This is a genomic window from Brevibacillus ginsengisoli (assembly GCF_050113715.1).
In the GTDB taxonomy this organism is placed as follows: Bacteria; Bacillota; Bacilli; order Brevibacillales; family Brevibacillaceae; genus Brevibacillus_H; species Brevibacillus_H ginsengisoli.
In genome coordinates, this window is the sequence record NZ_JBNJQR010000005.1 from 105,341 (window position 1) to 132,226 (window position 26,886).

The 26,886-nt window shown below is 45.8% G+C and carries 24 protein-coding genes; 19 read left to right on the plus strand and 5 right to left on the minus strand.

Going from position 1 to position 26,886, the window contains the following annotated elements:
* Positions 1-14 precede the first annotated feature (14 nt).
* Both ACQCN2_RS11950 and ACQCN2_RS11955 read left to right on the plus strand, forming a co-directional pair.
* Positions 15-983: an ABC transporter ATP-binding protein gene (locus ACQCN2_RS11950; RefSeq protein ID WP_426929142.1), complete on the plus strand. Its 969-nt coding sequence runs from the start codon at positions 15-17 to the stop codon at positions 981-983.
* 38 nt (positions 984-1,021) lie between these two features.
* Entirely contained in the window at positions 1,022-2,380 is a 1,359-nt protein-coding gene (locus ACQCN2_RS11955; RefSeq protein ID WP_426929143.1) for a M20/M25/M40 family metallo-hydrolase, read from the plus strand.
* On the opposite strand, the gene ACQCN2_RS11960 is transcribed toward ACQCN2_RS11955, so the two are convergent.
* Together ACQCN2_RS11960 and ACQCN2_RS11965 are read right to left on the minus strand one after the other, a co-directional pair.
* Positions 2,346-3,152 carry a pirin family protein gene (locus tag ACQCN2_RS11960; RefSeq protein WP_426929144.1) on the minus strand — a complete coding sequence of 269 codons (807 nt, stop codon included), beginning with the start codon at positions 3,150-3,152 and terminating at the stop codon, positions 2,346-2,348. The genes ACQCN2_RS11955 and ACQCN2_RS11960 overlap by 35 nt on opposite strands.
* Before the next feature lie 67 nt (positions 3,153-3,219).
* Entirely contained in the window at positions 3,220-3,924 is a 705-nt protein-coding gene (locus ACQCN2_RS11965; RefSeq protein ID WP_426929145.1) for a pirin family protein, read from the minus strand.
* A gap of 237 nt (positions 3,925-4,161) precedes the next feature.
* Here ACQCN2_RS11965 and ACQCN2_RS11970 point away from each other — a divergent pair, with 237 nt between their 5' ends.
* The 13 genes from ACQCN2_RS11970 (at position 4,162) to ACQCN2_RS12030 (ending at position 19,245) form a co-directional block, all read left to right on the plus strand.
* Positions 4,162-5,253 (plus strand): low temperature requirement protein A, encoded by a 1,092-nt coding sequence (locus tag ACQCN2_RS11970; protein WP_426929146.1) that lies wholly within the window; start codon positions 4,162-4,164, stop codon positions 5,251-5,253.
* Positions 5,254-5,794: 541 nt separating this feature from the next.
* Positions 5,795-7,192, plus strand: a complete 1,398-nt coding sequence (locus ACQCN2_RS11975) for a TraB/GumN family protein (protein ID WP_426929147.1) — start codon at positions 5,795-5,797, stop codon at positions 7,190-7,192.
* A gap of 285 nt (positions 7,193-7,477) precedes the next feature.
* Positions 7,478-8,077: a glycerol-3-phosphate responsive antiterminator gene (locus tag ACQCN2_RS11980; protein ID WP_426929148.1), complete on the plus strand. Its 600-nt coding sequence runs from the start codon at positions 7,478-7,480 to the stop codon at positions 8,075-8,077.
* A complete protein-coding gene (locus ACQCN2_RS11985; RefSeq protein ID WP_426929149.1) occupies positions 8,055-8,705 on the plus strand; it encodes an HAD family hydrolase in 651 nt (216 codons plus the stop codon). The genes ACQCN2_RS11980 and ACQCN2_RS11985 overlap by 23 nt, the downstream gene beginning before the upstream one ends.
* A 9-nt stretch (positions 8,706-8,714) precedes the next feature.
* Positions 8,715-9,779: an ABC transporter ATP-binding protein gene (locus ACQCN2_RS11990; protein ID WP_426929150.1), complete on the plus strand. Its 1,065-nt coding sequence runs from the start codon at positions 8,715-8,717 to the stop codon at positions 9,777-9,779.
* Positions 9,779-10,723, plus strand: coding sequence for a carbohydrate ABC transporter permease (locus ACQCN2_RS11995; RefSeq protein WP_426929151.1), 945 nt, complete (start codon positions 9,779-9,781; stop codon positions 10,721-10,723). The genes ACQCN2_RS11990 and ACQCN2_RS11995 overlap by 1 nt, the downstream gene beginning before the upstream one ends.
* A 24-nt stretch (positions 10,724-10,747) precedes the next feature.
* Positions 10,748-11,575 (plus strand): carbohydrate ABC transporter permease, encoded by an 828-nt coding sequence (locus tag ACQCN2_RS12000; RefSeq protein ID WP_426929152.1) that lies wholly within the window; start codon positions 10,748-10,750, stop codon positions 11,573-11,575.
* Positions 11,576-11,602: 27 nt separating this feature from the next.
* Positions 11,603-12,931, plus strand: a complete 1,329-nt coding sequence (locus ACQCN2_RS12005) for an ABC transporter substrate-binding protein (protein WP_426929153.1) — start codon at positions 11,603-11,605, stop codon at positions 12,929-12,931.
* 34 nt (positions 12,932-12,965) lie between these two features.
* A complete protein-coding gene (locus ACQCN2_RS12010; protein WP_426929154.1) occupies positions 12,966-13,685 on the plus strand; it encodes a glycerophosphodiester phosphodiesterase in 720 nt (239 codons plus the stop codon).
* A 270-nt stretch (positions 13,686-13,955) separates the two neighbouring features.
* Positions 13,956-15,689 carry a methyl-accepting chemotaxis protein gene (locus ACQCN2_RS12015; protein WP_426929155.1) on the plus strand — a complete coding sequence of 578 codons (1,734 nt, stop codon included), beginning with the start codon at positions 13,956-13,958 and terminating at the stop codon, positions 15,687-15,689.
* A 199-nt stretch (positions 15,690-15,888) separates the two neighbouring features.
* The gene (locus ACQCN2_RS12020; RefSeq protein WP_426929156.1) at positions 15,889-17,583 is read left to right on the plus strand and encodes a methyl-accepting chemotaxis protein; all 1,695 of its coding nucleotides are present in this window, start codon (positions 15,889-15,891) and stop codon (positions 17,581-17,583) included.
* Between the two features lie 216 nt (positions 17,584-17,799).
* The gene (locus ACQCN2_RS12025) at positions 17,800-18,351 is read left to right on the plus strand and encodes a helix-turn-helix domain-containing protein (RefSeq protein WP_426929157.1); all 552 of its coding nucleotides are present in this window, start codon (positions 17,800-17,802) and stop codon (positions 18,349-18,351) included.
* 18 nt (positions 18,352-18,369) lie between these two features.
* A complete protein-coding gene (locus ACQCN2_RS12030; protein ID WP_426929158.1) occupies positions 18,370-19,245 on the plus strand; it encodes a DMT family transporter in 876 nt (291 codons plus the stop codon).
* Between the two features lie 7 nt (positions 19,246-19,252).
* Here ACQCN2_RS12030 and ACQCN2_RS12035 read toward each other — a convergent pair whose 3' ends face one another.
* Together ACQCN2_RS12035 and ACQCN2_RS12040 are read right to left on the minus strand one after the other, a co-directional pair.
* Positions 19,253-19,573: a DUF2085 domain-containing protein gene (locus ACQCN2_RS12035; RefSeq protein WP_426929159.1), complete on the minus strand. Its 321-nt coding sequence runs from the start codon at positions 19,571-19,573 to the stop codon at positions 19,253-19,255.
* 2 nt (positions 19,574-19,575) lie between these two features.
* Positions 19,576-19,785, minus strand: coding sequence for a hypothetical protein (locus ACQCN2_RS12040; RefSeq protein ID WP_426929160.1), 210 nt, complete (start codon positions 19,783-19,785; stop codon positions 19,576-19,578).
* 157 nt (positions 19,786-19,942) lie between these two features.
* Here ACQCN2_RS12040 and ACQCN2_RS12045 point away from each other — a divergent pair, with 157 nt between their 5' ends.
* Positions 19,943-24,433 carry a helix-turn-helix transcriptional regulator gene (locus tag ACQCN2_RS12045; protein ID WP_426929161.1) on the plus strand — a complete coding sequence of 1,497 codons (4,491 nt, stop codon included), beginning with the start codon at positions 19,943-19,945 and terminating at the stop codon, positions 24,431-24,433.
* Positions 24,434-24,537: 104 nt separating this feature from the next.
* Here ACQCN2_RS12045 and ACQCN2_RS12050 read toward each other — a convergent pair whose 3' ends face one another.
* The gene (locus tag ACQCN2_RS12050; protein WP_426929162.1) at positions 24,538-25,134 is read right to left on the minus strand and encodes a TetR/AcrR family transcriptional regulator; all 597 of its coding nucleotides are present in this window, start codon (positions 25,132-25,134) and stop codon (positions 24,538-24,540) included.
* Positions 25,135-25,340: 206 nt separating this feature from the next.
* Between ACQCN2_RS12050 and ACQCN2_RS12055 the strand changes: the two genes are divergently transcribed.
* The 3 genes from ACQCN2_RS12055 to ACQCN2_RS12065 all read left to right on the plus strand — a co-directional run bounded on the left by ACQCN2_RS12055 (position 25,341) and on the right by ACQCN2_RS12065 (position 26,876).
* A complete protein-coding gene (locus ACQCN2_RS12055) occupies positions 25,341-25,976 on the plus strand; it encodes a DJ-1/PfpI family protein (protein ID WP_426929163.1) in 636 nt (211 codons plus the stop codon).
* Positions 25,977-26,187: 211 nt separating this feature from the next.
* Complete coding sequence (locus ACQCN2_RS12060) at positions 26,188-26,736, plus strand: hypothetical protein (protein WP_426929164.1); 549 nt, start codon at positions 26,188-26,190, stop codon at positions 26,734-26,736.
* A 2-nt stretch (positions 26,737-26,738) separates the two neighbouring features.
* Positions 26,739-26,876, plus strand: coding sequence for a hypothetical protein (locus ACQCN2_RS12065; protein WP_426929165.1), 138 nt, complete (start codon positions 26,739-26,741; stop codon positions 26,874-26,876).
* Positions 26,877-26,886: the final 10 nt, after the last annotated feature.

Genomic DNA, 26,886 nt, shown 5'->3' on the forward strand with positions numbered 1-26,886 from the left:
TGGGGGGGAGCAGCTTGGTCGAAACATTGTTGGAAGTCAAAGAGATGAAAGTGTATTTTCCTGGTAAGAGTGGGATGTTCCAAAAATCAAAGACGATCGTGAAAGCCGTTGATGATATCACGTTTGACATCAAGCCGGGGGAAACGCTTGGATTGGTAGGGGAATCGGGATGCGGCAAATCCACGACAGGCAGGGCGATTATGCAATTGGTCAAACCGACGTCAGGCGAAGTGAATTTTGCAGGAATACCGATGTCTTCTTTATCTGCCACAGAAATGAGAAATCAACGCAAGAATTTTCAAATGGTTTTTCAAGATCCCTATTCATCCTTAAATCCAAGGCTCACGGTAAAAGACATTCTGGCCGAACCGCTTAAAGCGCACAAAATTGGCGATGCCAAGGAACGGGATGAGCGGATTCTGCAGATTATGGATGCATGCGGCTTAAACCACTCATACATCAACAGATATGCCCACGAGTTTTCTGGGGGTCAACGGCAACGAATTGGCATAGCCCGCGCGCTTGTCCTCAATCCGAAGTTGGTGGTTGCGGATGAACCGGTTTCCGCTTTGGATGTTTCGATTCAGTCGCAGATTTTGAATCTCATGCAGGATTTGCAAGAAAAGTTTCAGTTAACCTACCTGTTCATTTCCCATGATCTGGGTGTTGTCCGCCATATCTGCAATCGAGTGGGTGTCATGTATCTGGGGAGAATGGCTGAAATGGGTTCGACGGAAGCGCTGTATGCCAATCCATTGCATCCATATACCCAAACCCTTCTCTGTGCCATACCGGTAGCTGATCCGCGAATGAGGAAGGAACGAATGATTTTGCAAGGAGATGTGCCTTCGCCAGCGAATCCGCCGCAGGGGTGTGCCTTCTCCACCAGATGTCCCCAAGTGATGGATATCTGTAAACAAGTGCGACCACTAATGCAACAGGTTGGAAACGACCATGGTATCGCATGCCATCTCTATAGCTAAAAGAGGAAAGGGATCAAACAATGGAAGAGGAGATAGATGTGAGTTTAACGAAGGTGGAGCACCTGATCGAACAGAGAAAAGAGCAGTATCTGCAACAATTGTTTACCTTGTTGAAACAAAAAAGCATCAGTACCATGAACATCGGGATTCGAGAGTGCGCAGAACTGTTGAAGGATATGATGGAGGAGTGCGGCATCCATGTGCGACTGATTGAAACAGCCGGCTATCCCGTTGTTTATGGTGAAATCATGCGGGAGGAGAACGATTTTACCGTACTGATTTATGGACATTATGATGTGCAACCGCCTGATCCAATCGAGGAATGGCTGTCTCCTCCATTTGAACCCACCATTCGGGACGGCAGGATCTATTGCCGCGGTGTAGGCGACAATAAAGGACAGCTGATGGCGCAAGTGCTGGCGATCAAAACTTATCTCGACAGCTATGGTGAATTGCCTGTCAATGTAAAGATGGTGTTTGAGGGCGAGGAAGAGAGCGGCAGCATGAATCTCTCCTCGTTCGTTACCGACAACAAGGAACTACTCGCGTGTGATCTCGTTTACACGTCCGACGGGCCAATGCATAGCAGCGGAACCCCTTCTGTGGAGCTCGGGGTCAGGGGAATTCTGGGTGTCGAGCTGGTTGCGCATGGAGCCAAGTGGGATAACCACTCGGGGAATATGGGCAACATTGCCCCGAATCCGGCATGGAAACTAATCGACCTGCTTCGAACGATGCGTGATGAGCAAGGTAGGGTACTGATCGAGGGGTTTTATGATCAGATACGTGAGCCTTCTGCGTTCGAGATCGAATTGTTCCGCAAGCTGCCTTTTGACCGGGAGGAGATGATCCGGCAGGTCGGATACCCTGATTTGGAAGCGGATGCGGAAACCTTTTATCGTTTGCTGGCGATGGAGCCAACCTTTAATATTTGCGGCTTTCATAGCGGTTATGGAGGAGAGGGCTCTAAGACGATTATTCCCGCAAAAGCAAGTGTAAAGATGGATATCCGGCTTGTTGTGGATCAGGAACCAGACGACATTTTTGAAAAGTTTTGCGCCCATGTGAAAAAGCATGCTCCCGATATTGAGGTCATACACCAGGGCGATATGAAACCATCCAGAACCCCAGCTGATCTTGAGATCGTAAAAGTGGTGGTGCAGGCGGTATTAGATGCGTATTCGCAGGAACCGCTTCTTGTGCCGGGTGTAGGGGGCAGCCTGCCTGATTATGTCTGGACCCAAATTCTTGGGGTTCCGTCCGTGATGGTTCCATACGCCAATGCTGATGAAGCGAATCATGCCCCTAACGAGAACATGGTGGTTGATCTTTTTTACAAGGGGATTGCCTGTACGTGCCATGTCATTCATCGGCTTGGTGAGTTTTCGAAACTTTAGCTCTGATCTTCACTTCTTTATAAGAAGGATAAGGGAGAGCGCTTGGAACTTGAATCAGGATCAAACGTGTATCTCCATTGGCGCTTGCTTCGATTTCTAAAGAGCTAGGCACATTTGCATCACATACCACAAACTCTTGCGCGACTACACTTCTTGTTTCATTGTCAAAACGCCAATTCGATTGCCCTTCAACCACAAGCCCAGCGACTGAATATCCGTTAGGAATCGTAAGTTCATACTTTTGTCCGGCAGAGATATGAACATCCCACATTAGGGAGTCGGCCACCAGTTGAACGGGAGAATGGCCGCCCAGTATGCTTTTAACCGTTACGCCATCTTTTTCGGCAACCGGAATGACATCAGCCGCGTAATCCGCATAGGTTGGTGTGGCGTAGTGAGCCTCTCCCATAAAGGGTTCAAACCAAATCTGGAATCCGGAAGTACCTTTTTCATATTTTTCGGAGTGTTGAACCCCGCTGCCTGTTTGCATAACCTGTAAACCCCCGGCCTTAAGGGAGCGCTCATTTCCAAGAGAATCCTGATGGTGTACTTCACCTTTTAAGAGATATGAAATGATTTCGAATCCACGATGAGGGTGCGGGGGAAGATAAGCATCGTCTTTTGCCTGAAACCACGCCCAATAAAATAGCGTTCCTACTCGATCGACTGCGGATCCCTCACCCGGAAATCCGATAGGCTTTTGCTCTACGAGTTTACCCTCGTCAAATTGTCCAGCTACCTGTTGATCAATGGAATAAATACGGATAGACATAGCGTTATCATCCTTTCTCTAAAGAGAACTCTGGCTAGTTCGTCAGGGAAACCCGCGCGTAATAAATTTAGGGCAAATCAATCAACATGAATTTCGAGTTGGAATTGGCCTCTATCTTCAAATCAGTCACGTCCGTAATTCTCGCGGAATCACGCTTTTTTAACTTGGTTTGCCCATTTAAAGTAAGTTCACCTTCAATCACAAACAAAAAGATTTTGCGATCCTTCTCCTGGTGAAAGGCAAGAGAGTTCTTCTCATCTAATTCCGACAGATACAGCGTCAAATCTTGGCTGATGTACGCTATATTTTCAGTCTGAGTACGATTCGAAACGACAGGAAGCAATTGATTTTTTAAGGCTTTTTGGTCATAGGCTGTTTGCTCATAAGATGGCGTTAACCCGCTCTTTTCTGGCAGAAACCAGATTTGTAAAAAGTTGACCTCTTCAGTCGAGGAAGGATTATATTCGGAGTGAATGACCCCAGTTCCCGCGGTCATTCGTTGGATTTCTCCAGGTCGAACGATTTCCGAACCGCCCGTATTATCTTGATGCTTCAGTTCACCTTTTAAAACAATCGAGACGATCTCCATATCCCGGTGAGGATGAGCACCAAACCCTTGTCCTGGAGCCACAAAATCATCATTCAGTACCCGAAGCGGGCCAAAGCTCATGTTGTTCGGATCATAATATTCGGCGAATGAAAAGCTGTGTGAGGATTTTAACCACCCGTGATTGGCTGTAAAACGTGATTCAGCTGGATAAATGTTTATCATGTTAACCTTCTCCTTATCATCGTAGTTTACTTTAGTTTGTGTTATTAACTTACTTTATGTAAGTATAATACCGTTAGTTACTTACTAATGTCAAGTGTTGTTAGGATTTTAATTTGGAGTAAAGGCCGGTTTACACCTCCAGCGTGGTGAAAACTGGCTTTTATGTGTTATGATGGAACCCCATTTACATTGCTTTTTTCAACAACTGATCTTTTGGTGATAGGAGAGGGGCCAGAAATGGAGGAAAAGAAAGTTACGTGGTTGGAGCTTTTTTATGATTTGCTCATTGTGGCGGCTGTTGCGACTACGACTCGTATTTTGCTTCATGTGGAGAAGGGAATTGTTCCTCTGGAATATCTAGAGAAGTTTGTCTTAATTTTCATCCCAATTTGGTGGGCTTGGGTTGGGCAAACATTGTTTCATAATCGGTTCGGCCAAGACTTATTGCATCAACGAATATTTGCGATTCTGCAAATGTTTTTTGTCCTGATTATGACGGCCAGCTTATCGGTTGATTTTGATCGTTATTATCACCCTTTTTTTATTGGCTATATCGGTCTAAGAGTACTGACCGCGATCCAATATCTTGTTGTACAACATTCACAAGAAGGATATAGAAGAAAAGCAGCTCGATACCTGGGAACTTATTTTTGGATTGGTGTCATTCTTTCATCTTTTTCACTCTTTTTTGATTCGTGGATCCGATACGCTGTGTTATATGCAGGCATTATCGTTGACATCATTGTGCCAATTTTCGGTCGTAAGTATTTGGTGAAGGCTCCGACAAATACAGCTCATTTACTCGAACGATTTGCTTCATTGACCTTAATCCTGTTCGGAGAATCTGTTGTCAGCACCCTAACTGTTTTACACCCACAAGAAGGGGATTGGAGTTTAATCACTTACGCCATTATATCATTCGTCCTGATTATTTCGATGTGGTGGCAGTATTTCGATACGATAGAAAAAAAGGTAAACAAGTCGATCCAAACAGCAGGACAGACGATCATTTACGGCCACCTGTTTATTCTCATGTCGTTAAGTATGATTGCCGCATCGATCAACCTATTATGCTTGAGTGACGTCGATTATTCATTCATCCTCTATTTTGTTTTTGGCTCTGTGTTGCTTTATTTCCTTGCGACTGCTTTTGTCTTTCACCGATACAGGCATGAACAGAATCGTTTGAAAATGTATCATTTGAGTTTATTTTTAGGCATGTTAGCCGCCTTTTTTATTATGGATTGGAACATGGTCGCTTCAAGCATCGTGATCATAGGGGAACTGACCCTGTTTTTTATCCTCTACGCCAAAATAACAACGGCTTAATGGATCTCTTTTAGAAGGGGAAATAGAGGGTATTATCTATCGCGAAGTACAAGAAACGTACAATAGACGACGAGACCGCTAAAAATATAATAGATCAATTTTCCGTAGAGGAATTTCTTGGATAGCGGAAAGTTACAGAGGATAAAAATAAGCAGATACACGAGAAAATAGAGGAATAGTTTGAGTTCTGTACTTGCGGGAACACCATAAGGGGGTTGGCGGTCCTAATACAAAATATTTAAGGGATACTACAATTAAAGCAACAAAACCAACAACTCCAACAACTCCCAGGATGATGTTTAGGATCAATGAGAGAAAAATGTTTAACATAGCATCCGCTCCGTATCGGAATAATAGAAAACTTAACTTCATTTTCTTGGAAAATTAATATGAATTCTAGTGTTTTTTAGTGATAGATCAGAAGAATCAAAGCTCTGATTACGAAGGGGTTCAATATTTCTAAAACTTGTTAAATATACGTAATATACGATATAATTAGCAATGTTTTACAAAATATAACCCTACTTTTGGAGGAGAAAATATGATGTTCAGTAAATGGGGAAGGCTGAAACGCGGCTTAGCCTCAGGGTTGCTTGGTATCATGACTTTACTAGGAAGTATCTTACCGGTTCAAGCGAATGAAGCTCCGATAAAAGCGCCTCAAATTAGCCAGTGGTCAATTCAAACTCTTCATGAAGGCGAAAAATACGGAATCTACCCGATGAGCTGGTATAAGGGCGATGACTTCCAGAAACAGATTACCGTAGACAAGCTTAAGTCACTGCTGGAAGCCACGTCGACAAAGCTGGATGCGATCGGACTAAGCAAAACAGGGACATTCTCCTTGCCTGCGGATACTACGGAGCTTACGAGAGAAGCGGTGCTAAAGTCGCTGTACGGTGTGCTGGCTCAGTATAAGCTGCCGGAAGCCTTCGAAATCGATAAATATGATCCCATCAACTTCTTGCAAAAGAAAAAGATCGTGAACGGCACTGCAAGCGGACTTGATCTCGACCAGCCTTGCACGGTCGAACAAGCTGTCGTACTGGCAAGCAGACTCGTCGACTATACCTATGATACAGCTGGAGCAGGAGCGAAAGGGTTTTTCTGGAAGGTTACGAACGGTGGTAACACGCTCTATCTGCTAGGATCAATCCACTTGGGGAATTCGTTGATGTATCCGATGAAAAAGAACATCAAAGACGCATTTAACGCATCAGATAGTCTTTGGGTGGAGGCAAATCTACTTTCCAAAGATAAAACCGAACTTGAGTATTTTACGAAATTAACGACTTACAACGATGGAACGACGCTGAAAAATCACATCTCCCAAGAAACCTACGAGAAATTGCAGAAGGTTACTGACAAGCTTGGAATTCCGAAGGGTGCGTTTGATCCCTATAAGCCTTGGGTCGTATCCAACAATCTGTCCATGAGTTCACTGATGGAAGAGTCGGAAGATCTGACACAAGCGGCAAACATGGGCGTTGATCTGTACTTTATCCAGAAGGCTATGCTCAATGAGAAACCGGTTCAGGAGCTGGAAGGTGTTAAGTTTCAAGGGGATCTGCTCAACAGCGTTCCTGCCACAGAACAAGAAAAAGAATTAAACCAAGCGCTAGACTCCGTGTTGAACCCGAGTACTGTCAAGAATGAAGGAGCTGACGCATTCAAACAGTGGCAGCAGCTGTGGGCCAAAGGCGATGTGAGCACCTTCTCTCAATCGTTCAGCGCCAATCAGCAATTTGTCCAAAGCGAAACAGCCAAGCGATTGCTTGGAGAACGGGACAAAAATATGGCGGATAAGCTTGCGAAGCTGTTGGAAAAAGAAGGTTCATCCACTTCATTTGTCGTCGTTGGGGCAGCACATTTTGTCGTCAAAGACATGACGCTGGATCAACTGAAGAAAAAAGGCTTTCACGTGGAGATTATTCAATAACACACAGCTAATACAATAAAGAGGCTCGCCCTGCGTCATGTAGATGACTGGGCGGGCCTTTTTAAGGTGAGTTGATCAGATGTCATCCTTTCTTTACCAAAACAATTCCAATTTTTACATAGGATTAACACTTGCTTAATGCTTGCACGTTATCATTTCAATTGACAAGTGAATGCTAGTTTGGTTGGAGTCATGGAGAAACCCGACGAAATTTCGAGGTCTTGTATTGAGATTGCCTGGAGATTTTAGGTCGAGTTTTTTGTTTTTAGAAGGGAGTTTTGATCTTTGAATAAGGCAGATTTTTTAAAGGGGCTAACAGAGCACAGGCTGATCGCGTCCGTCAAAGAGCCAAAATATTTAGAAAAGGCTGCGGAGGCACAAGTGGGGGCGGTGGTTCTTTCGATCGGGAACATCCGGGTCATCAAGAACTATGTTGATTTTTTTAGAGGGCACTCCCGCCCCGTGTTCTTGCATCTGGAGCGGATTGGAGGCATCAGTTACGACCGGGAAGGTCTGGCTTTTCTCGCCCAGCATGTGAAGCCTGACGGGATTGTGACCACACGCAATACGCTGATCAAGCTGGCGAAAAAATACGAGCTGTTAACCATTCAGCGCTTGTTTCTAGTGGACAGCGACGCGGTGAAGTCCGGGCTTGAGTCCGTGCAAGAGACGCAGCCGGACGCTGTTGAAATCATGCCAGCGCTAATCCCGGAATACATCGAAGAATACTGCCGAGAACTTCAGGTGCCCATCATCGCAGGAGGCTTGATCACCAAGCGGGAACAGATGGTGAAAGCACTGCAACATGGAGCAATAGCTGTGTCGGTGGGCAGCCACCAGTTGTGGAAGGAGAGTTTGGTTGATGTACAGATGTCTGTTATTTGATTTGGACGGAACCCTGCTAGATACCCGTGATGCGGTCATCGACGCTGTTTTTCGAACGGCGGAGCACTATGCGCCCGGACGTTTTACGCAAACGGAGCTGATCAGTCGCTTTGGCGAGTCGTTCGATGATTTTCTCGCTGAAGCCGCTGTCGGGTTCAATCATGAAGAGGTTTTGCAAACGTACTATGCAAACGTGCGGGAGCAGAATTATCAGCAATCCCAGCTGTTTCCTTTTGTCCAGGAGGGGTTGTCAACACTGCGAGATACGGGAATGAAGCTGGGGATTGTCACCAATAAGCAGAGGGAATTTGCTCTATCGGGACTGCAATCTGCTGGTATTCTCGACTATTTCGACTGTGTTGTCTGCGTAGATGATGTGTCGAGCGGCAAGCCTTCGCCGGAGCCTTTACATAAGGCGTTAGAGACTCTTCAGCTGTCTGCCGAGGATGCGTTGTTGATTGGTGATACCCAGTACGACTTGTTGGCGGCGCGGGCAGCAGGGGTAAGGTGCGCCATTCTGGAGTGGTACGGTACACAGGTTTGGGCGGATGCTGAACCTGACTGCCGATTTGCTAATTTTCAAGATTTTGTGCAAGAGATTGTGACTGTCAAGTTAACGGGGAGGTAGTGGGAGTAGATGGCTCAAGTCGTGTTAAAGCAAGTTAGCAAGACCTACAACAACCAACAGGTGGTAAAAGAACTGGATTTGCTCATTCCCGACGGCTCTTTTACCGTGCTTGTGGGACCGTCTGGCTGTGGGAAGTCGACTACGCTGCGAATGATCGCTGGTCTGGAAAACGTGAACGAGGGCGAGATATGGATCGGCAGCCAGTCGGTCAACCATCTGGCTCCGGGCAAACGGGATGTGGCGATGGTGTTTCAAAATTACGCCCTTTACCCGACGATGAGTGTCTATGACAACATCGCTTATGGTCTGCGCAATCGTGGCTACTCCAAAAAGGATTGCTTGGCACTGGTCGAGGAGTTCGCCGAGATTGTTGGGCTGACCCCGTATCTGAAGCGTAAGCCATCGCAGCTCTCCGGCGGACAACGGCAACGGGTCGCCCTGGCCCGCGCCATGGTGAAGAAGCCACAGGTGTTTTTGATGGACGAACCGCTCTCCAATCTGGACGCCAAGCTTCGCAACCAGATGCGAGTAGAGCTGACCAGCTTACATAAGCAATTGGGGACGACCTTTATCTACGTGACGCATGATCAGGTAGAAGCGATGACCATGGGCGATCAGATCGTCGTCATGAACGAGGGTGAGATCATGCAGGTGGCAGCGCCCATAGAGCTGTATCAAGAGCCGGCGAATCTGTTTGTCGCTCAATTTATCGGCTCTCCGGCCATGAATGTTCTCCCTGCCGAACAGCCAAATCATCTGTGGGGCTTCCGTCCGGAAAAGGCAACGATTACACCGGCTGCCGTTTCCCCGGTGCATTCCGAGGAGGAGTGGTCACTGTCCGGGGCGGTTGTCTCACGGGAGATCCTCGGTTTTGAAACCCTTTATTACATCGAAACGGACAAAGGACGGATCGTCGTAAAGGCAGATACCGAGAAGCTGGTGGAAAATGGAGCGAATGTGAAGGTTACGATTCCGCTACCACACATCTATGTATTTGATAAACTCAGCGGAAATCGTGTTGGGCGGCTGGAAGGACTGGCTCGTAACCATTCGTTGGCAGGAGGGGTGGTCTGATGAGCAAGCTTGCGGTCTCGCAGGAGGTGGCGAACACTGGCAAAGCGCAAGCCGAGCCGGTGGCCAAACGTGACCTGGCGGGTATGATCCGCCCGTATCTGTATATGGGGCCAGCGCTCCTCCTCTTTGCCGTCTTTTTCTTCTATCCCGTCTTGTCCGTTATCTATCTCAGCTTCGAGGACTGGTCACTGGTCAATCTGGATCAGATGGAGTGGGTCGGACTCAAGAATTACACGGATTTGATTGCGGACGCCGATTTCAAAGAAGTGTTTATGAACACGATGGTATTCACCGTGGCGACAGTCATTCTGGGATTGCTCCTTTCCTTTTTTCTAGCCCTATGGCTGAACAGGCAAGCCAAAATTTACAGCGTGATTCAGGCGATGGTGTTCAGCCCGCATATTATCTCGCTGGTCTCTGTCTCGATGCTGTGGATGTGGCTGATGGACCCGCAGTTTGGTCTCTTGAATGCGATGCTAGAAGCGGTAGGATTGCCCCCTTACACATGGCTATCTGATCCGAACAGCGCTCTGTTCTCGCTGATTCTCGTCAGCGTTTGGAAAGGAGTGGGCTACAACACGCTGATCTTCATCGCCGGGTTGCAGAATATCCCGCGTGACATCTACGAAGCGGCAGAGCTTGATCGCTCGCCAGCATGGAAGACGGTGTGCCGTATCACGATACCCATGCTGTCGCCCACGATATTCTTTTTGTTGATCATTAACACCATCTCTTCCTTTCAGGTGTTTGATACGGTATCCATCATGACACAGGGTGGGCCGATCAACAGTACCAACGTGCTAGTCTATTACATCTACCAACAAGGCATGGACTTTTACAACGGCGGGCTTGCTTCGGCCGCATCCGTTCTGTTGTTGGTGATGGTAGGACTATTAACTGCTTTGCATTTTTTATTCATCTCCAAACGTGTTCACTACCGTTAATGGATGAGAAAAGGAGAAGACGCAATGAAACGGATGGTCGTTCTTTCCGTGAAAACGGTGAACTGGCTCTCGCTATTGATAGTTGCCCTCATGTTTGTCTTTCCGTTCCTATGGATGACATCTACCGCGTTCAAAACGATGTCGGAAGTGCGCCAGTTCCCGCCAAGCTTGATTCCGTCCACGTGGGAGTGGGGGAATTTTGTCCAAGCGTGGCAGTCTGGTCCGTTTTTAACCTTTACCTTGAACAGCATTGTGGTCTCCATCGGAATTTTGATTCTTCAGCTGTTGACAGGGGTGCCAGCGGCCTATGCGTTTGCCCGGCTGAAGTTTCCGGGACGCAACCTGCTATTTACCCTGGTCCTCATCGTTCTGATGATGCCTGGACAAGTGATCTTTCTTCCAATTTATGTGCAGCTTAGCGGATGGCATCTGATTAACACGCTGTGGGCTTTGATCTTGCCCTATGCCGCCAGCGCATTTGGCATCTTCCTGTTGCGACAGGCGTTCATGCAGGTCCCTGATGAAGTGATTGAAGCAGCCCGGCTCGACAATGCCTCCGAGTGGAAAATCATGTGGACGATTATGGTGCCGATGGCCAAGCCAGTTCTTGTCACGTTCAGCTTGTTCAGCTTCATCTACCACTGGAACGATTATTTCTGGCCATTAATCATGACCAACAGCGATGAAGCTCGTACACTGCCCGTAGGGATTTCCGGCCTTCACATGTCGGATGGCGGAACGTTATGGAACGTCATGATGGCTGGCAACGTGATTCTCATCCTGCCGATCCTGATTATTTTCTTTGTGGCCCAGCGCCATATCATTAAGGCGTTTACCTATCAATCCAAATAAAAGAAACCATTTAGGAGGGAATTAATCATGAAAGCTTTGAAAAAAACCGGAGTACTCGCGTGTGTACTGTCCTTGAGCTTGACAGCCATCTTGAGCGGCTGCTCATCTTCCGGCAAGGGACAGTCGACCAATCCGAACGGCTCAGCCCAACCAGCTTCCACAGTCGCTAACGGCCAGCCTGTGAAGGTCGACTTCTGGTATGCAGTAGGTGGCGTGAGAGGCAAGAAGATTGAAGAGATGGTGAAAAAGTTCAACGAGACGCATAAAGGCATCGTGGTAAAAGCGGCACACCAAGGCTCCTATTCCACGAATCACTCCAAGGTGCTTGCGGCTGTCGCGGCGGGCAACCAACCAGACGTGACCATGGTGGAACTCGCCTCAATCGCAGCCTTTGCCGACGCCAAGGTGCTGGAAGACCTGGGGCCATACGCTAACGGTGAAGAAAAGAAATACATTCCCGGCCTGATGAAAAACTCCTACTGGAAAGATAAGCTGTACGCCATCCCGTTCAATCGCTCCACTCCGCTCATGTATGTCAACCGCGATGTGCTGAAACAGGCAGGACTTGATCCTGCGGGTCCGAAATCATGGGATGAGCTGAAAAGCTATTCGGAGAAGCTGACCAAGAAGGAAGGCAATAAAATCGTTCGTTACGGCTTCTCCACGCCGATCGACATCTGGTTCTATGAAGCGATGGTGTTCGAAAACGGCGGCAGTATTCTAAGCGAGGACGGCAAGAGCCTCTCCATTGATAACGAGGCTGGGAAAGCGCCTATAAACTATTGGACGCAAATGGTGAAAGACGGTTTAATGAAAAATCCGCCAGGCGAGAACTATGATTCCTGGGACGTTGCCGAAGCTGACTTCCTGAACCAAAAAGTAGGGATGATCTTCACTACGACTGGATCGCTGACCGAATTGAAGAAAAACGCAAAGTTTGATTTGGGAACCGCGTTCCTTCCAGCAAATAAGAACTACGGAGTACCGACAGGCGGAGCCAACCTGGTGATCCTCGCCAAATCGCCTGAGGAGGAGAAAAAAGCAGCTTGGGAATTCATCAAATGGATGACCGATACTCCGCAAACGGTTGACTGGTCGATCGCGTCAGGATATATGCCTGTAACCACGGAAGCGGTCGAATCCTCAGAAATGAAAGCCTTTTATGCAAAAGAGCCTAACTTTAAGGTAGCAGTCGACCAATTGCAGTATGGCTATGCCCGCCCGATGGCGCCAGGGTACAAAGAGCTGCAAGATGTTATCCAGAAGGAGCTACAACGAGCCATGCTCGGCAGAGCCAGTGTAGACGATGCAATCAAGGCGGCTACGGACAAGGGCGACAAGCTCTTGAAGAAATAATCACCAGCACATCACAACAAAGGAGCAAATCAGGATGAACATCTACATTGCCCATCGCGGCTGGTCCGGCAAGGCGCCGGAAAATACAATGACTGCCATCCGTCTGGCTCTGGCTGAACCTGCCATTCAGGCGATCGAAGTAGATGTGCAGCTGTCCAAAGATGGAGTCCCCGTGCTATTCCACGATTTCACATTGGAACGCACCACCAATGGCTCGGGTTTATTGAAGGATCATACCTTTGCCGAATTGCAGTCGTTAGATGCCGGCAGTTGGATGAATGAACGGTTTGCCAAGGAGCGGATTCCTTCTCTGGAGGAAGTTTTGCAGGCCGTAAAAGGCAGGGGCAAGCTTAACATTGAACTAAAGACTGCAGGAGACATGTACCCTCATTTGGCCGAAAGCGTCGTACAGCTTCTAGAAAAGCACGACATGAAGCGGGACGCGTACATCACTTCTTTTGACCATGAGGTGATCCGTCAGGTGCGGCGGATGGATAAGACGATAAAAACTGGTCTGATTGTCTACGGACGTCCCGTGTTGATGCTGGAGCAACTACGTGAAGCGGGGGCCGAAATTCTCTCCATTTCTTATCAGTTCTTGACGGGGGAGCTGGCCTGTGCCGCCATCGACGCCGGATTTACAGTCATAGCCTGGACCGTGGACGATCCTCACGTGATGCGCAAGATCAAGCAATGGCATCCGGATATCCAAATCTGCACCAACCATCCTGATCGAATGTTCACGTTTGTCTAAACAGTCAACAGATTTCAAAACCATATGTAGAAAAAAGAGGGGGAGCTGCTTTTGGCTTCTCCTCTTTTCTTTGTTTAAAGAAAATCTTCAAATCTTGTGAATTTTAAGCTATTCTTTAGAATGTTAGAGAAATAACATACTAAAACATGAAGGATTGTTGAATCATGTCGAAAATTTTATTACAATTTATTCTATTCGCAATATAAATGCGATGAATATTCAGGTGCGAGAGTAATTGCTTGAATGGAAGGTATGATAGGAGGATTCTTAATGAATCAAGTGAGGTTATCGATTCGTGTAAAGATGCTGTTGATTAGTTTCCTGGTTCTCATGTTATTTGGATTATCAGCCATGTTTGACGCTTACTCCAAAATCAAAACAAGCAATATTGACTCAATGAACAAAGAATTACACGCCTATTCCATTCTTCTTGCGGAAAACCTCGAAATTGACAAAGTCAAATCAGTGGTAAATAAACCAGAAGCATCAAATCCAGATGTTATCGAGATGCATCAACAAATGGATGATATCATTCGAACATCTGACTCGAATATTGGCAATCTCTATCTCGTGACACTTAAAGATGGACATTTCTATTTTCCTACCTTGAGTACATCAGCAATGGACGGAAATCTTACATATGGATCAGAATATACGACGGGTGGCCCCGTTTTTAATGAGCCGGCCAAAAAAGCATATGAAACAAAGAGCAGTCAGACGACAGCGATCTATTCCGATGATGTTGGAACCTGGATCACCAGCTTCTATCCAATTATGGACAACGATGGCAAGGTTCTCGCCTTGTATGCTGTAGATTATGAAGTGTCTAAAGTCAATGAAAAAGCGTGGAATGAAACGAAAAGTTTCCTCGTTTTGTTGATCATTTTCTTAATCGTTTCCGGGGTTATTTTCTACCTGGTCGTATCCAAAATGATCAAGCCGATTGTAGATCTCGCCAATACTTCACAGAGAATTGCTCAGGGAGATTTGACAGTTGATGAATTAAAAGTAAGAACACAAGATGAAATCGGATTATTAAGTGCTTCTTTCAACCAAATGGTGTCGAATCTTCGGAATGTGATTCATCATGTCAGCAAAAGTACGGAACAGGTATCGGCGTCAGCTGAAGAACTAACGGCTAGCGCTGAACAAACCAGTAAAGCAAGTGCCCAGATTGCGACTACTATACAGGAAGTGGCGGCTGGTGCCGATATACAGGTGCAAAGCATCGAAGCGAGTTCCCAAGCCATGGGGAATCTGGCCACAGGCGTGAAACAAATTGCCGCTACTGCACAGGGTGTCTCCCAAGCGGCAAACCAGACCTCCGAGAAAGCGGAATTAGGCAATGACGCCATTCAAACAGCAGTCCAACAGATGAATTCTATTAACCTTACCGTGAACGAGCTTGCAAAAGTCATCAAGGGATTGGGCGAGCGATCTTTGGAAATTGGACAGATAACGGAAGTGATTACAAGCATTTCGGCCCAGACCAATCTGCTTGCGTTGAATGCGGCCATAGAAGCTGCGAGGGCAGGAGAGCATGGACGAGGCTTTGCGGTAGTGGCTGACGAGGTGCGTAAGCTTGCGGAACAATCAGTAGGTTCAGCTCAACAGATCTCCCAATTGATCGCTCATATCCAAGATGAGACCAGCAAGGCTGTGGAGTCAATGGGTATGGCGACGCGAGAAGTTATGGAAGGAATCGGCGTCGTGAACACAGCGGGTGAATCTTTTGAACAAATACAAGGCTCCGTCATTGAAGTTGCCAGACAGATTCAGGAGGTTTCAGCGGCATCCGAGCAAATGCTTGCAAGTACAACTCAAGTTCACCAGGCAATTGATTCGGTTACCGAAGTAGCGCTACAAGCCGCATCCGGGACTCAGAACGTATCAGCGGCGGCTCAAGAACAATTCGCGTCCATGGAGGAGATCTCCACTTCCGCAAATTCCTTGTCCAAGATGGCTGAGGACCTTCAAACGGTGATTGGCACTTTCAAATTGTAATGGATTCCCCCCCTTCTTGGTTGAGGGGGGCTTTAATCTGTACACAAAGTTTACATATTAATCTGGATAAAATTCTACTATTTTCCACATTGAACTCCTATAATTTACATATGAAAGTTGTTAATATTAACAATATTTGTAAAATAAACTCAGGTTATTGGAAGATTTGGGTTACTTATTTGAGGTGGGAGGAGCAATCATGAGGTTAACCATAGGGAAAAAACTAATGGCTATGTTTTTACTCATCGCCATCTTATTAGGAATAACGAGCAGTATCTCGTATTATTACCTAAAAAGGGTAGATGGTGTGGATTCAGATCTTATTAAAAGGCGAGCCGTTATTTTATCCAATGCACAAAATATTCAAGTGGAAGCAGCCAAACAATCTGGTCGGTTGCGTGGATATCTGCTCACCAAGGATCAATCATTCCTGGATCAATTAGGAACCTCGAACGATAATGTAAACCGTCTTGTTGATGAAACCTACCCACTTGTCCAACGGAGTGAGGATCAAGAACAGCTTAAACAGCTAAAAGAGCTGAATCAAGAGTTTAAACAACAATATGAAAAGTTGCTTCAAATGGCTCATCGTAATCAATCTTCTCAAGAGATATTAGATACCTACAATAGAGTTGTGCTTCCCTTGGGACGGCAACTTGACCCGCTGGCAGATGATATAGCAAAAGGTCAACAGCAGCTGATGGAAGAAGGAAGGAATCAAATTACGAAGTTAACGGATGAGGCTACAGTAGGTATTGCCACGATAAGTATAAGTGCGGTTATTTTGGCAATTCTCATTGGGTATTTCGGTTCCAAAATGATATCCAAGCCGATTGTGGCGATCGCGAAGGCGTCGGAAGAAATTGCATTAGGCAATTTAAAAGTGGAAGAAATTGAGGTAAAAAACAAAGATGAAATAGGGATCCTCGCGAAGTCCTTCAATCGAATGAAGGAGAATCTTCAAACAATGGTTCAACAAATTAATTATAGTTCTCAGCATATGGCTTCTTCCTCACAAGAGCTATCAGCAAGCGCAGAACAATCAAGCCAAGCATCTGAAATGATTTCAACTACCATTCAAGAAGTTGCGTCTCGGGCGGAAAGACAAGCTCACAGCGTGACGGAAGGTGTACAAGCGATCAATGAAATGTCATCAGGAGTTCAGCAAATCGCCTCGAGCACCCAAACAACAACATCTCTTTCGGCCCAAACCTCCGAGAAAGCATTGGAGGGGAATAAAGCCATTCAATTAACGATCAAACAGATGGATTCGATTCACCATACGATGAACCAATTAGCTGGTGCTGTTACGAGAATGAACGAACAATCCAAACAGATTGAGCAAATCGTGGACGTGATCGCAGAGATCGCCAATCAAACCAATCTACTTGCATTAAATGCAGCGATTGAAGCGGCGAGAGCGGGTGAACAAGGGCGCGGATTTTCGGTGGTTGCGGAGGAGGTTCGTAAATTGGCGGAACAATCGTCCCAATCAGCCGCAGAAATCACGAAATTGGTTGGTACCATTACCGATCATACTCATCATGTTGTGGAATCAATGGATATGGGAGTCAAGGAAGTCGATGAAGGTATTCGTGTCGTACACGACGTAGGAAGGCTATTTGAAGAGATCAGGGACAATATTCATGAGGTTTCTAGTCAAATGCAAGGAATAACAGCGGCTTGCCAACAAATCGCCGTAAATACGGAACAAGTTGTAGACTCCGTTGAGAAGCTTTCAGAGGAATCTAAGACAGTTGTTGCAGAGTCACAAAATGTTTCGGCTATTGTGGAGGAACAGCTGGCGGCTGTGGAAGAGGTATCATCCTCTGCCTCTTCATTGTCTACAATGGCCGAGAACCTTCAAAATTTAGTTGGTCAGTTTAGGGTGTAGTCAAAAAAACATCCCGTCCCAAAAAGAAAGTGGGACGGGATGTTTTTTGTACTCCAATTAAACAGGGAAGCCGTTTGGAGGTTTAGTGACATAACCGAGGTTCGAAAAAGCGATCATTTTCTTGTAGATTATAAAATATATTTAACGAATGAAAGTTATAATTTACAGCGTTTGGCATGTATTTTATTATGAATGTACGGACAGGAGGTTTTATCTATGAATCTGAATCTAGTGATTGCACAGAATCTGAAGCGGTTGAGATTAGAAAGAAATTTAAGTTTAGGGCAGTTAGCGGAATTATCTGAAGTAAGCAAGGTGATGCTCTCTCAGATAGAAAAGGGAGATACTAACCCGACGATCAATACGATTTGGAAAATCGCGAAAGGATTGAATGTCCCGTATACGGTTTTGATTGATAAGCATGAGCAAAACACTACAGTTATCAAAAAGACCGAAGCGAAAGAGCAATCCAGTAAAGATGGGACGTATCGTGTTTACTGCTATTATGGTAATACACCTCAACGGAACTTCGAATTATTTTTACTCGAGATGGATTCTGGAGCTACCTACACTTCTGTTGGCCATTCCGAGAAATCCCAAGAGTATATTACTGTTCTTGAAGGAGAACTTGTATTATCAACCAACAATGAAGACTACGTATTGAAAAAAGAAGATTCCATCAGCTTCTCATCAGCAGTGCCTCATACGTATAAAAGCTGCGGAGAAACAACTCTTAAAGCGATGGTGATCAATTTCTATTCGATTTAATTGAAGGGGTGATATCTGGTGAAAAACGCAAAGATAAGTCTAATCGTCGGGATGCTTATTTTCGGGAGCATTGGATTAGTGGTTAGACATATACCTTTGTCTTCTAGCATGATTGCTTTAGCAAGGGGAGTCATCGGCAGCGCATTTCTATTGCTGGCAAGTTACATCGTCGGTCAAAAGACATCTTGGAAAGCGATTCGACATAATCTGCTCCCGTTAATCGTATCGGGTGCTGCTATGGGCTTTAATTGGATTTTTCTGTTTCAAGCATATAAATATACGACAATCTCAAAAGCTACCTTATGCTATTACTTCGCGCCTGTACTAGTCATGCTTCTATCTCCAATTCTTTGGAAAGAACAGTTGAACGCCAAAAAGATAGTCTGTATGTTAGGCGCTATGACCGGCATGTTTTTAATCGTAGGAGTGGGAAGTAGTGGGGCACAGAACAACCAATTATTGGGGATTGGATTTGGTCTTGCGGCAGCGGTTCTTTATACAGGAGTCATTATTACCAATAAGTTTATCAAGAATTTATCGGGGGCACAGAGCAGCATGGTACAGCTTGCTGTAGCCGCTGTGGTTTTATTGCCTTATGTATTTGCAACCGAAACAATAGGGCTGGAAGAATTGGACTGGGCATCGCTTGGATTGCTTTTGACTGTAGGCATCGTCCATACGGGTATCGCTTATTTTCTGTATTTTTCTGCAATTCCCAAGTTAAGTGGCCAGACAATAGCCGTTTTCAGCTATATTGACCCGATATCAGCTATCGCGATGTCCAGTATATTTTTGGGTGAAAAAATGACTGTGACACAATTGTTGGGGGGTATTTTGATATTGGGATGTACTTTTATCTATGAGCTAGCTGGAAAAAGTCGCGATTGTAAATGACCTTGGCTTACCAGTTGAGAATCAGCTGGATAAAGAACAGTGAGACACTAACCACGATAGCGGATTGGCCCGCGCCGCTGAGAAAACCAGTGAGTGCGCGAAGCCAATTGGTGCTTTCTCTCCATTTGCGCAGCTGTGTATAGCCATCAATCAGCATCGGAACTTGCAGCAAGAGCCCGATATAAAAAGGGACGGATGGATAAACAAAGAGAAAGACCGGAAGCATCAAATAGCCAAGCAGGATTGCGGTGCATCTAGCACACAGCGGCATTTGTTTTCCATTGATGAAGAATGAGCGTGCGGGATTACGATGACAGGGGATTCTCATGGTTATTTAATGCAGTCCAGAGCATCCCCGCAAGCACCACCAACATCAAGGCAGTCCTGTACCTTTCTGCTGGAATAATTGGTCAAAATAATCACGACTAACAAGACACACAACACACCTAGAGCGATTCCGGCAACGAGCGAACCGGAAGCAATCAGATATATACAGGCGATAAAACTAACCAGGGTAGCCATCACAAGGAGATAGAACATGTGAATCATCCTCCACTTTCTTTTGATTTTATAATAGCAAAAATCTTCACAAAAATACCCTATCAAAAGGATAGGTTTGAATGTAAGATAAATATCAAGGAAAAGTACTATTTATTGGAAGATTGATCATGTTTTTTCGGAAGTGGGGTGGTTTTTCTTGACTAATCTTGAAAACCAGCTGGAGGAGGAAATCTCCTTGCGCGCTTTTATGGATACGACCCAGATTTCGCTTCCTGAATTTTTGCAGATTGCCCTCCGTTTATCCGACCGGATTGGACACTTGCATCAGTACGGGTTTATCCATAAGGAGTTGAATCCTGATAACATCTTTGTGGAATTGCAAACCATGAAAGTAAATCTCTTAGGCTATGATAAACCCGCTCCTCCTATAAAGGAAAAGCGAGAAGCTGATCTTAGCGCTATGTTGCCCTACATGTCTCCCGAGATGACCGGACGGGTGAATCGCAAAGTTGATGGACGAGCAGATCTTTACTCGATTGGCATTATTTTTTATGAAATGCTTACGGGCAGGCTGCCGTTCGAAGCGGATGATTCGATCAAATGGGCACATGTCCACATTGCCAAAAAACCTGAACCGGTTATCAAATGGGCACCAAAGCTTCCGCGCCCTGTTTCTGACATCATCATGAAGCTGATTAGCAAAGAACAGGGGGAGCGTTATCAAAGCGCATATGGATTGAGAAATGACTTGGAACTCTGCTTGTTCATGTGGAGACAAACAGGGACGGTATCGGATTTTTCACTTGGGCAAAGAGAGAATATTGCCATGTTTCAATGGTCGGACCGCTTGTATGGGAGAGAGCGGGAAATTGGAATGTTGAATGAGATCTATCAGTGGACCTGCCTTGGGACAACGGAAATGATCGGCATAACCGGCCCAGCTGGTATCGGCAAGACTACCCTCGTTCATGAATTTCGTCGGAGACTTGTCGGAGAGAAACGGGAATGGGGACGGTTCATCCAGGGGAAATTTGAACAGTATAACCGGGATGTTCCCTATGCGCCACTGGTTGAAGGATTTCGAGAGTTAATTCGACAGGTCTTAACCGAGGAAGAGAGGATCGATTACTGGAAGGAGAAGCTTCACACAGCTTTGGGAGCGGATGCCGGCGTAATATCTGCCCTTGTCCCGGAATTAAAGCTGCTTGTAGGTGATCTTCCTGAGGGAGAGATATTGCCCCTGGCCGAATCCCGTCTTCGCTTCCAACTAAGATTTCGCAGTTTTGTTCAGGTTTTTGCGAGAAAAGAGTGTCCGCTTATCCTTTTTCTTGATGACTTACAGTGGGCGGATACCGACTCTTTACAGATGATCCACTCACTTTTGACCGATTCAGAGAGTGAAAGCATTCTGCTGATCGGAGCGTTTCGAGATCATGAAGTGGACAGTACTCATCCGCTTTTTCTTCCCATGCATGAGATCAGACAATCAGGTGTAGGTGTCCACTTTCTTCCTCTGTCAGCCCCGACTTTATCCGACTTCAACCAATTGGTTTCAACGAGCCTTGAATGCGATGAAGCACAAACCAGGGAAATAACCGAACTGCTGTATCAAAAAGCGGATGGGAACCCGTTTTTCTTTAAGCAGTTGTTTCAGACCAGTTATCTTGAACAAAAGCTTTCCTATGATCCGAAGCAGGAAACATGGGGGTTGAACGGCGACGGAACGGGATGGGAGCAGCCTGTTGGAAATTTGCTCGATTTCATGGTTGAAAAAATCAAGAGGCTCCCCGGGGAAACGCAGATGGCCTTGTCTTTGGCTGCTTGCCTGGGCAGTCGGTTTGAGCTTGAACTTTTGGCGGAGGTGGAACAAGTGCCTCTTCGGCAGCTTGCTTCTGAATTGAGTGATGCCGTCAGGGAAGGGCTGATCGTTCCTGTCAGTTCTTTTATGTATAGCTTTCTTCACGACCGAATTCAGCAGGCTGCCTATTTGCTGCTGGATGAGGAATCGAGGAAGCGCTTCCATTGGAAAGTGGGACTTTATTTGCAAAAGTCGAGTGCGATCGCCGAGCAAACCGAAGAGTTATTTGACTGGGTGAATCACCTCAATCTGGGAGCAGATTGCATTACGGAGGAGACTGAGCTTGTTCAATTGATGGAAGGTAATCTTGCCGCCGGTCGTAAAGCCAAGTCCTCTTCTGCCTATAAAGCGGCTGCCGCTTTCTTCAGAGCGGGATTATCGCTCGTAACGGAAAAGAACTGGGAGAGCCGATTTGAGCTAATCTTTGACCTCTCGTTGGAACGGATGGAAAGCGAGTATCTGTGCGGTCATTTTGACGTTGCTGAGGAGCTTGCCAAACAGTTGAACGAACGCTCGCGAAACCGAATGGAACGCGCCGCAATTTGCAAAGTGATCACTGCACAGTATGTGAATATGGGAAAGTACAGCGAAGCTATTTCGTTGGGGTTGGAATTGTTGAAGGAGTTTGGAATTCATCTATCTGCAAATCCAAGCCAGTTGGTCTTGATGGAGGAAATGTTGGTTGCTAAGGAGGATCTTGGGAGGCATATCGATCGCTTGCATGAGCTTCCGCCGATGGAAAGCAGTGAAGGGAAAATGATTGTGGAGTTAATGTTCACCCTTGTTGCTCCATCGTTTTTTTTCAATAAGGAGTTTTATACCGTACTCATTTCCAGATGTGTCACGCTCACGCTTCAGTACGGACTTACTCCTGTTTCACCCGCGGTTTTTGCGGGTTATGCTATGATCTTAGGGATGGGGCTGGAAGATTACCGGATGGGATACCAGCTTGGGGAGATCGCGATTCAACTAGCGGAGAAAACCAATATCCAATCGGTAAAATGCAAGACCTATACGATGTTTGGGGCGGTGATCTCTAGATGGTTGCATCACGCAAGAGTCGGGGAGACCTATCTCGAGCAGGCATTGAAGTTTGGACTGGAGTCAGGTGATTATGTATTTGCCAGCTTTGCTATGGGAGCGAGAATCAACTCCTTCTATACAAGAAAAAATCTCATAGAACTAAAGCGGTGGATTGGCAAATACATGGAGACTCTGGCGGAAACCCGAGATGAGTTTGTCATCGACAATTTCGTTCTTTTTCAGTACTGGATTGCTTCGTTGCAAGGAATGACGAAAGATCCTGCTTCCTTCGATACCGACGCTTTTGCGGAGGATGCTTTTCTGGACAGGATACAGAATACGGAATTCAAGGCCACTACCTTATTTCAATACTATAGCTATAAAGTACAAGTGAACTACTTGATTGGCAATTTTGCGGAAGCGATTGAATATGCGATGGAAGCAAAACCGTATGAACTCTACGCCGCACATCTCCCGCATCTGCAGGAATGCTGCTTCTATGAGTCGTTGGCGATTGCTTCCGGGTACGCGAAAGTTTCGGCTAACGACAAGGAAAAGCTGTGGAAGCAACTCGAGCAGAATCATCTTCAATTCAAAAAATGGTCGGAGTATTCGCTAGATAATTACTCGCATAAATTGCTGTTGATAGAAGCCGAAATGGCCCGCTTAACCAATGATGATGGGAAGGCCATCCAACTGTACGAGCAAGCTATTCGCTCTGCGATGGAGAATGATTACGCGCCAAGCGTGGCGGTTGCCAATGAAAGGGCCGCATATTTTTACCGGGAGAAAGGCGTTGACAACATCGCCCGCTTCTACGCAGCCAACGCGTACGAATTCTACATCAAATGGGGAGCAGTTGTAAAAGCCAAGCTACTTCTTGAAGAATTCCCTCACTTGGAATTGACAAAAGCGGTTGATAGCGAAGCGGTACTGGGTAGGGATGAAAAAAGAATTGACGCTCTTGAACAGGTGGGAGGAACGGATGGAAGCAACACAGGTTCAGGTACTCTCGCCGCTCAAAACAGAGAAGAACACACGGCCCAATTGGACTTGGCGACGATCCTGAAAGCATCTCAGACCGTTTCTGAGGAGATGGATTTAGGAAAGCTGCTCGAGCGACTGATGGCGTTGATCATTGAAAATGCCGGCGCGCAAAAGGGAGTCTTGGTCATGGAGAGAGACGGACTCTTGTCGGTTGAAGTTGCCCTGGATATTGAATCAGGTGAAGGCGTGACGTTCGAATCCGGTTCACCAGAGCGTAGCGGCAAGACTTTTGATGCTATTCTCCGTGATGTATCGCAGACGAGGGAAGCCGTCATTCTTGAGGATGCCATGAACGAAGGCGAGTATACAAACGATCCTTATGTGGTACAAAACGAGTTGCGATCTATTCTATGTGCGCCGATCCTTGTTCAAGGAGAACTGAACGGCATGCTCTATCTGGAAAACAATTTAATGACTAACGCTTTTCAAAGAGACAGGCTGAAGGTGCTGCATATGCTTGGGGCTCAGGTCAGTTATGTAAAAAAATTGCTGGCTGCTTTCGGAGAGACGGCAATCGCTGTTCAAGAGAGGACGAAGGAAGACGTAGAAGTGCTGGTCGAACCTCTTACGGAACGGGAACTGGAAGTACTTAACCTGATGGCGGCAGGATTGTCCAATATGGAAATCGCGGATCAGCTGATGATCGTGGTGGGGACAGTCAAGTACCATGTCAAAAATATATTTTCGAAGCTGAATGTCAATCGACGAACGAAAGCGGTGGCGGAGGCGAAAAAATATAAATTGTTGAATGTAGAGTAAGTGTTGCAGTTGAAGAAACAACCTCCAAAGTAAGATGAACCATTCTCCTATTTACCATCGGGGAGATTGGGGAAGCTTGCTTTGGAGGTTTTGTTTTGTGGTATTTAGTTCACACTTTTGCATCTATCTAGTTCTTTCAACAACCGATTGATGTTCAGACGAATGTAGCTGTTATCATCATACAACCTGCTCAGCATGACACCGCCCTCAATAACAGAAGTGATATAAACCGCCAATTCTTGGACGTCGATATCCGCTACAAACTCTCCGTTCTTAATTCCTTGTTTGAGAAGAGATCGTACAAGGTTCAAAAACCGCTCCATCGCTTGCTGCGCCTTTTCTTTTAACCCGGGATGGGCGTCATCGCTCTCGATCGCTGTATTTAGTACGGGACATCCTCCTTGTAAAGGTGGATGATCATGTGCGTTTTCATAAACAGAAATAACGGCAGCCAACTTGTCATAAGCGGTTGTTTTTCCGTCCATCGCTTGTATAAAACTTTTCCTCAACACTTCTGTGGCGTATTCAAATGCTTCTAGAGCAAGCTGATCCTTATTTTCAAAATGATTATAGATGCCGCCTTTTTGCATGCCAGTGACTCGGGTAAGATCAGAGATCGATGAACCAAAGTACCCTTTTTGATTAAACAGTACGGCTGCCTCTTGGATGATAAACTCCCTCGTTTTTTCACCTTTTTTCATTTTGTCCTCCTCAAAACAAACCAATCGTTCGTTATTTTATTAAGTATATAGGAGTAGGAATAGGCATCACAAGTCGAAAAAATTTAAATGATCCATGTAGACCGACAATGAAATATGTGGTAATTTAAATAACGAACGGTCGGTTTTTTTATTTAATAAATGAAATCGACTTGTGAAACCAGGATGAAAAAGGAGTGGCAATGGCGATGAATAAACAATGGTCAGTAGGTATTCTCGTATTTAATCAGGTTGATGCATTTGACTTCGTTGGGCCGGCAGAAATACTCTCACTTGCTCGTTACACCAGAGAAGATGTACATAACATGTTGCTTGGCAAGGAGGGTGATAAACAAAAGCCATTTGTGATTCAGACCGTATCAGAAACTGGAGAAGCGGTGACGGCTAGTAACGGTATGCATATTTTGCCTGATTACAGTTTGGAGAACGCTCCCCATTTTGACATTCTACTGGTTCCCGGCGGTTTTTTCGAAACGATCCGTAAGGTGATGACCAATCACAATCTAATCCAGTGGGTTACTGACCGGATGCAAAGCGTGGAACTGATTGCATCTGTCTGCAGCGGTACTTTGGTTTTGGCACAAGCGGGGATATTAAACGGTAAAAATGCAACCACCAACCGAAAATTGCTTGATTATTTGCAGCAGTCTTTTCCAGAAGTAACGGTAGTTCGAGACAGGAAGTTTGTAGATGACGGCAATATTATTACCTCGCAAGGGCCTGATGCAGGGATTTATCTCGCTTTTCATCTCATCAAAAGGTTAATGGGTGCAGAAGCGAGTCAGATGGCAGTTGACACCTTGGAAGCTGATCATATCGCATAGTCAATAGAAATGCAGGATGAATAACACCTCCAAAGTAAGATGAACCACTCTCCTATTTACCATCGGGGAGATAGGGGAAGCTTGCTTTGGAGGTTTTGTTTTGTGTAATGCTTGCGTAATCTCTTAGTGGAGAATTATTGAAATTGTAGAGGAAGGTCAAACGTATGAAAGGTATAGGTTGTTTTGCAATGATGTGAAATGAGGGGGGCTTATGCAGGACGTTAAACGTACGCTTTATCTGACGTCGTTTTTTGTTTTCATGAGTGCGTTGCCGCTCGGTATACCGATCTTCTGGACTCCTGAGATGATAGAAAGATTCTTTGCGCATACGGGCAGCTATTCCATGCAACTCTCCTATATGGGAATCACGTTGATTCTTGTTCGAATGGCGTATGTAAAAATCAAACAGTGGAATACACGAGGAGTTCGACTGGTTGCTTCATTCAACCAATTCGTCACGAAATACCACTACCCAATCGGCTGGTCGGCGCTGATCCTAGCGGTGATTCACAGTCTATTCTATTTAATCAAGCTTTCTCCGAAATGGATGGACACTTACTCAGGTATCATCGCTACCGCCGCTATGATTCTGGTCACGATACTTGGACTCAGCCTGCAAAAAAAGCTGAATCGAACGAAAGCGAGGAAGTGGCACATTTATATCAGTTTGATCCTCATTGTTGGGGTCATCGTCCATAATTACTATGCAGATGTGCATGCAGAAGAGGGCATTTACAAATGGTTTTATGGAGGACGTTGACCATGAAAAAGCTGAATAATAATTGGCTGGTAATGTCGCTGTGCTTGTTCTTTTTTTCGCTTGTCCTGGAAGCTGTTTTTACCAAAGCAATGACACTATTGGATGATTTGTTAAGATTGGCCGGACTGACCAATTTATGAAAGAGCTTGA

Coding starts and splice junctions, on each gene's coding strand:
- ACQCN2_RS12025 (WP_426929157.1), top strand. CDS start 17,800: ATGAATCTGAATCTAGTGATTGCACAGAATCTGAAGCGGTTGAGATTA.
- ACQCN2_RS12020 (WP_426929156.1), top strand. CDS start 15,889: ATGAGGTTAACCATAGGGAAAAAACTAATGGCTATGTTTTTACTCATC.
- ACQCN2_RS11975 (WP_426929147.1), top strand. CDS start 5,795: ATGATGTTCAGTAAATGGGGAAGGCTGAAACGCGGCTTAGCCTCAGGG.
- ACQCN2_RS12005 (WP_426929153.1), top strand. CDS start 11,603: ATGAAAGCTTTGAAAAAAACCGGAGTACTCGCGTGTGTACTGTCCTTG.
- ACQCN2_RS12065 (WP_426929165.1), top strand. CDS start 26,739: ATGAAAAAGCTGAATAATAATTGGCTGGTAATGTCGCTGTGCTTGTTC.
- ACQCN2_RS11960 (WP_426929144.1), bottom strand. CDS start 3,152: ATGTCTATCCGTATTTATTCCATTGATCAACAGGTAGCTGGACAATTT.
- ACQCN2_RS12055 (WP_426929163.1), top strand. CDS start 25,341: ATGAATAAACAATGGTCAGTAGGTATTCTCGTATTTAATCAGGTTGAT.
- ACQCN2_RS12060 (WP_426929164.1), top strand. CDS start 26,188: ATGCAGGACGTTAAACGTACGCTTTATCTGACGTCGTTTTTTGTTTTC.
- ACQCN2_RS12015 (WP_426929155.1), top strand. CDS start 13,956: ATGAATCAAGTGAGGTTATCGATTCGTGTAAAGATGCTGTTGATTAGT.
- ACQCN2_RS11985 (WP_426929149.1), top strand. CDS start 8,055: ATGTACAGATGTCTGTTATTTGATTTGGACGGAACCCTGCTAGATACC.
- ACQCN2_RS12035 (WP_426929159.1), bottom strand. CDS start 19,573: ATGAGAATCCCCTGTCATCGTAATCCCGCACGCTCATTCTTCATCAAT.
- ACQCN2_RS12050 (WP_426929162.1), bottom strand. CDS start 25,134: ATGAAAAAAGGTGAAAAAACGAGGGAGTTTATCATCCAAGAGGCAGCC.
- ACQCN2_RS11995 (WP_426929151.1), top strand. CDS start 9,779: ATGAGCAAGCTTGCGGTCTCGCAGGAGGTGGCGAACACTGGCAAAGCG.
- ACQCN2_RS11965 (WP_426929145.1), bottom strand. CDS start 3,924: ATGATAAACATTTATCCAGCTGAATCACGTTTTACAGCCAATCACGGG.
- ACQCN2_RS12040 (WP_426929160.1), bottom strand. CDS start 19,785: ATGTTCTATCTCCTTGTGATGGCTACCCTGGTTAGTTTTATCGCCTGT.
- ACQCN2_RS11970 (WP_426929146.1), top strand. CDS start 4,162: ATGGAGGAAAAGAAAGTTACGTGGTTGGAGCTTTTTTATGATTTGCTC.
- ACQCN2_RS12000 (WP_426929152.1), top strand. CDS start 10,748: ATGAAACGGATGGTCGTTCTTTCCGTGAAAACGGTGAACTGGCTCTCG.
- ACQCN2_RS12010 (WP_426929154.1), top strand. CDS start 12,966: ATGAACATCTACATTGCCCATCGCGGCTGGTCCGGCAAGGCGCCGGAA.
- ACQCN2_RS11990 (WP_426929150.1), top strand. CDS start 8,715: ATGGCTCAAGTCGTGTTAAAGCAAGTTAGCAAGACCTACAACAACCAA.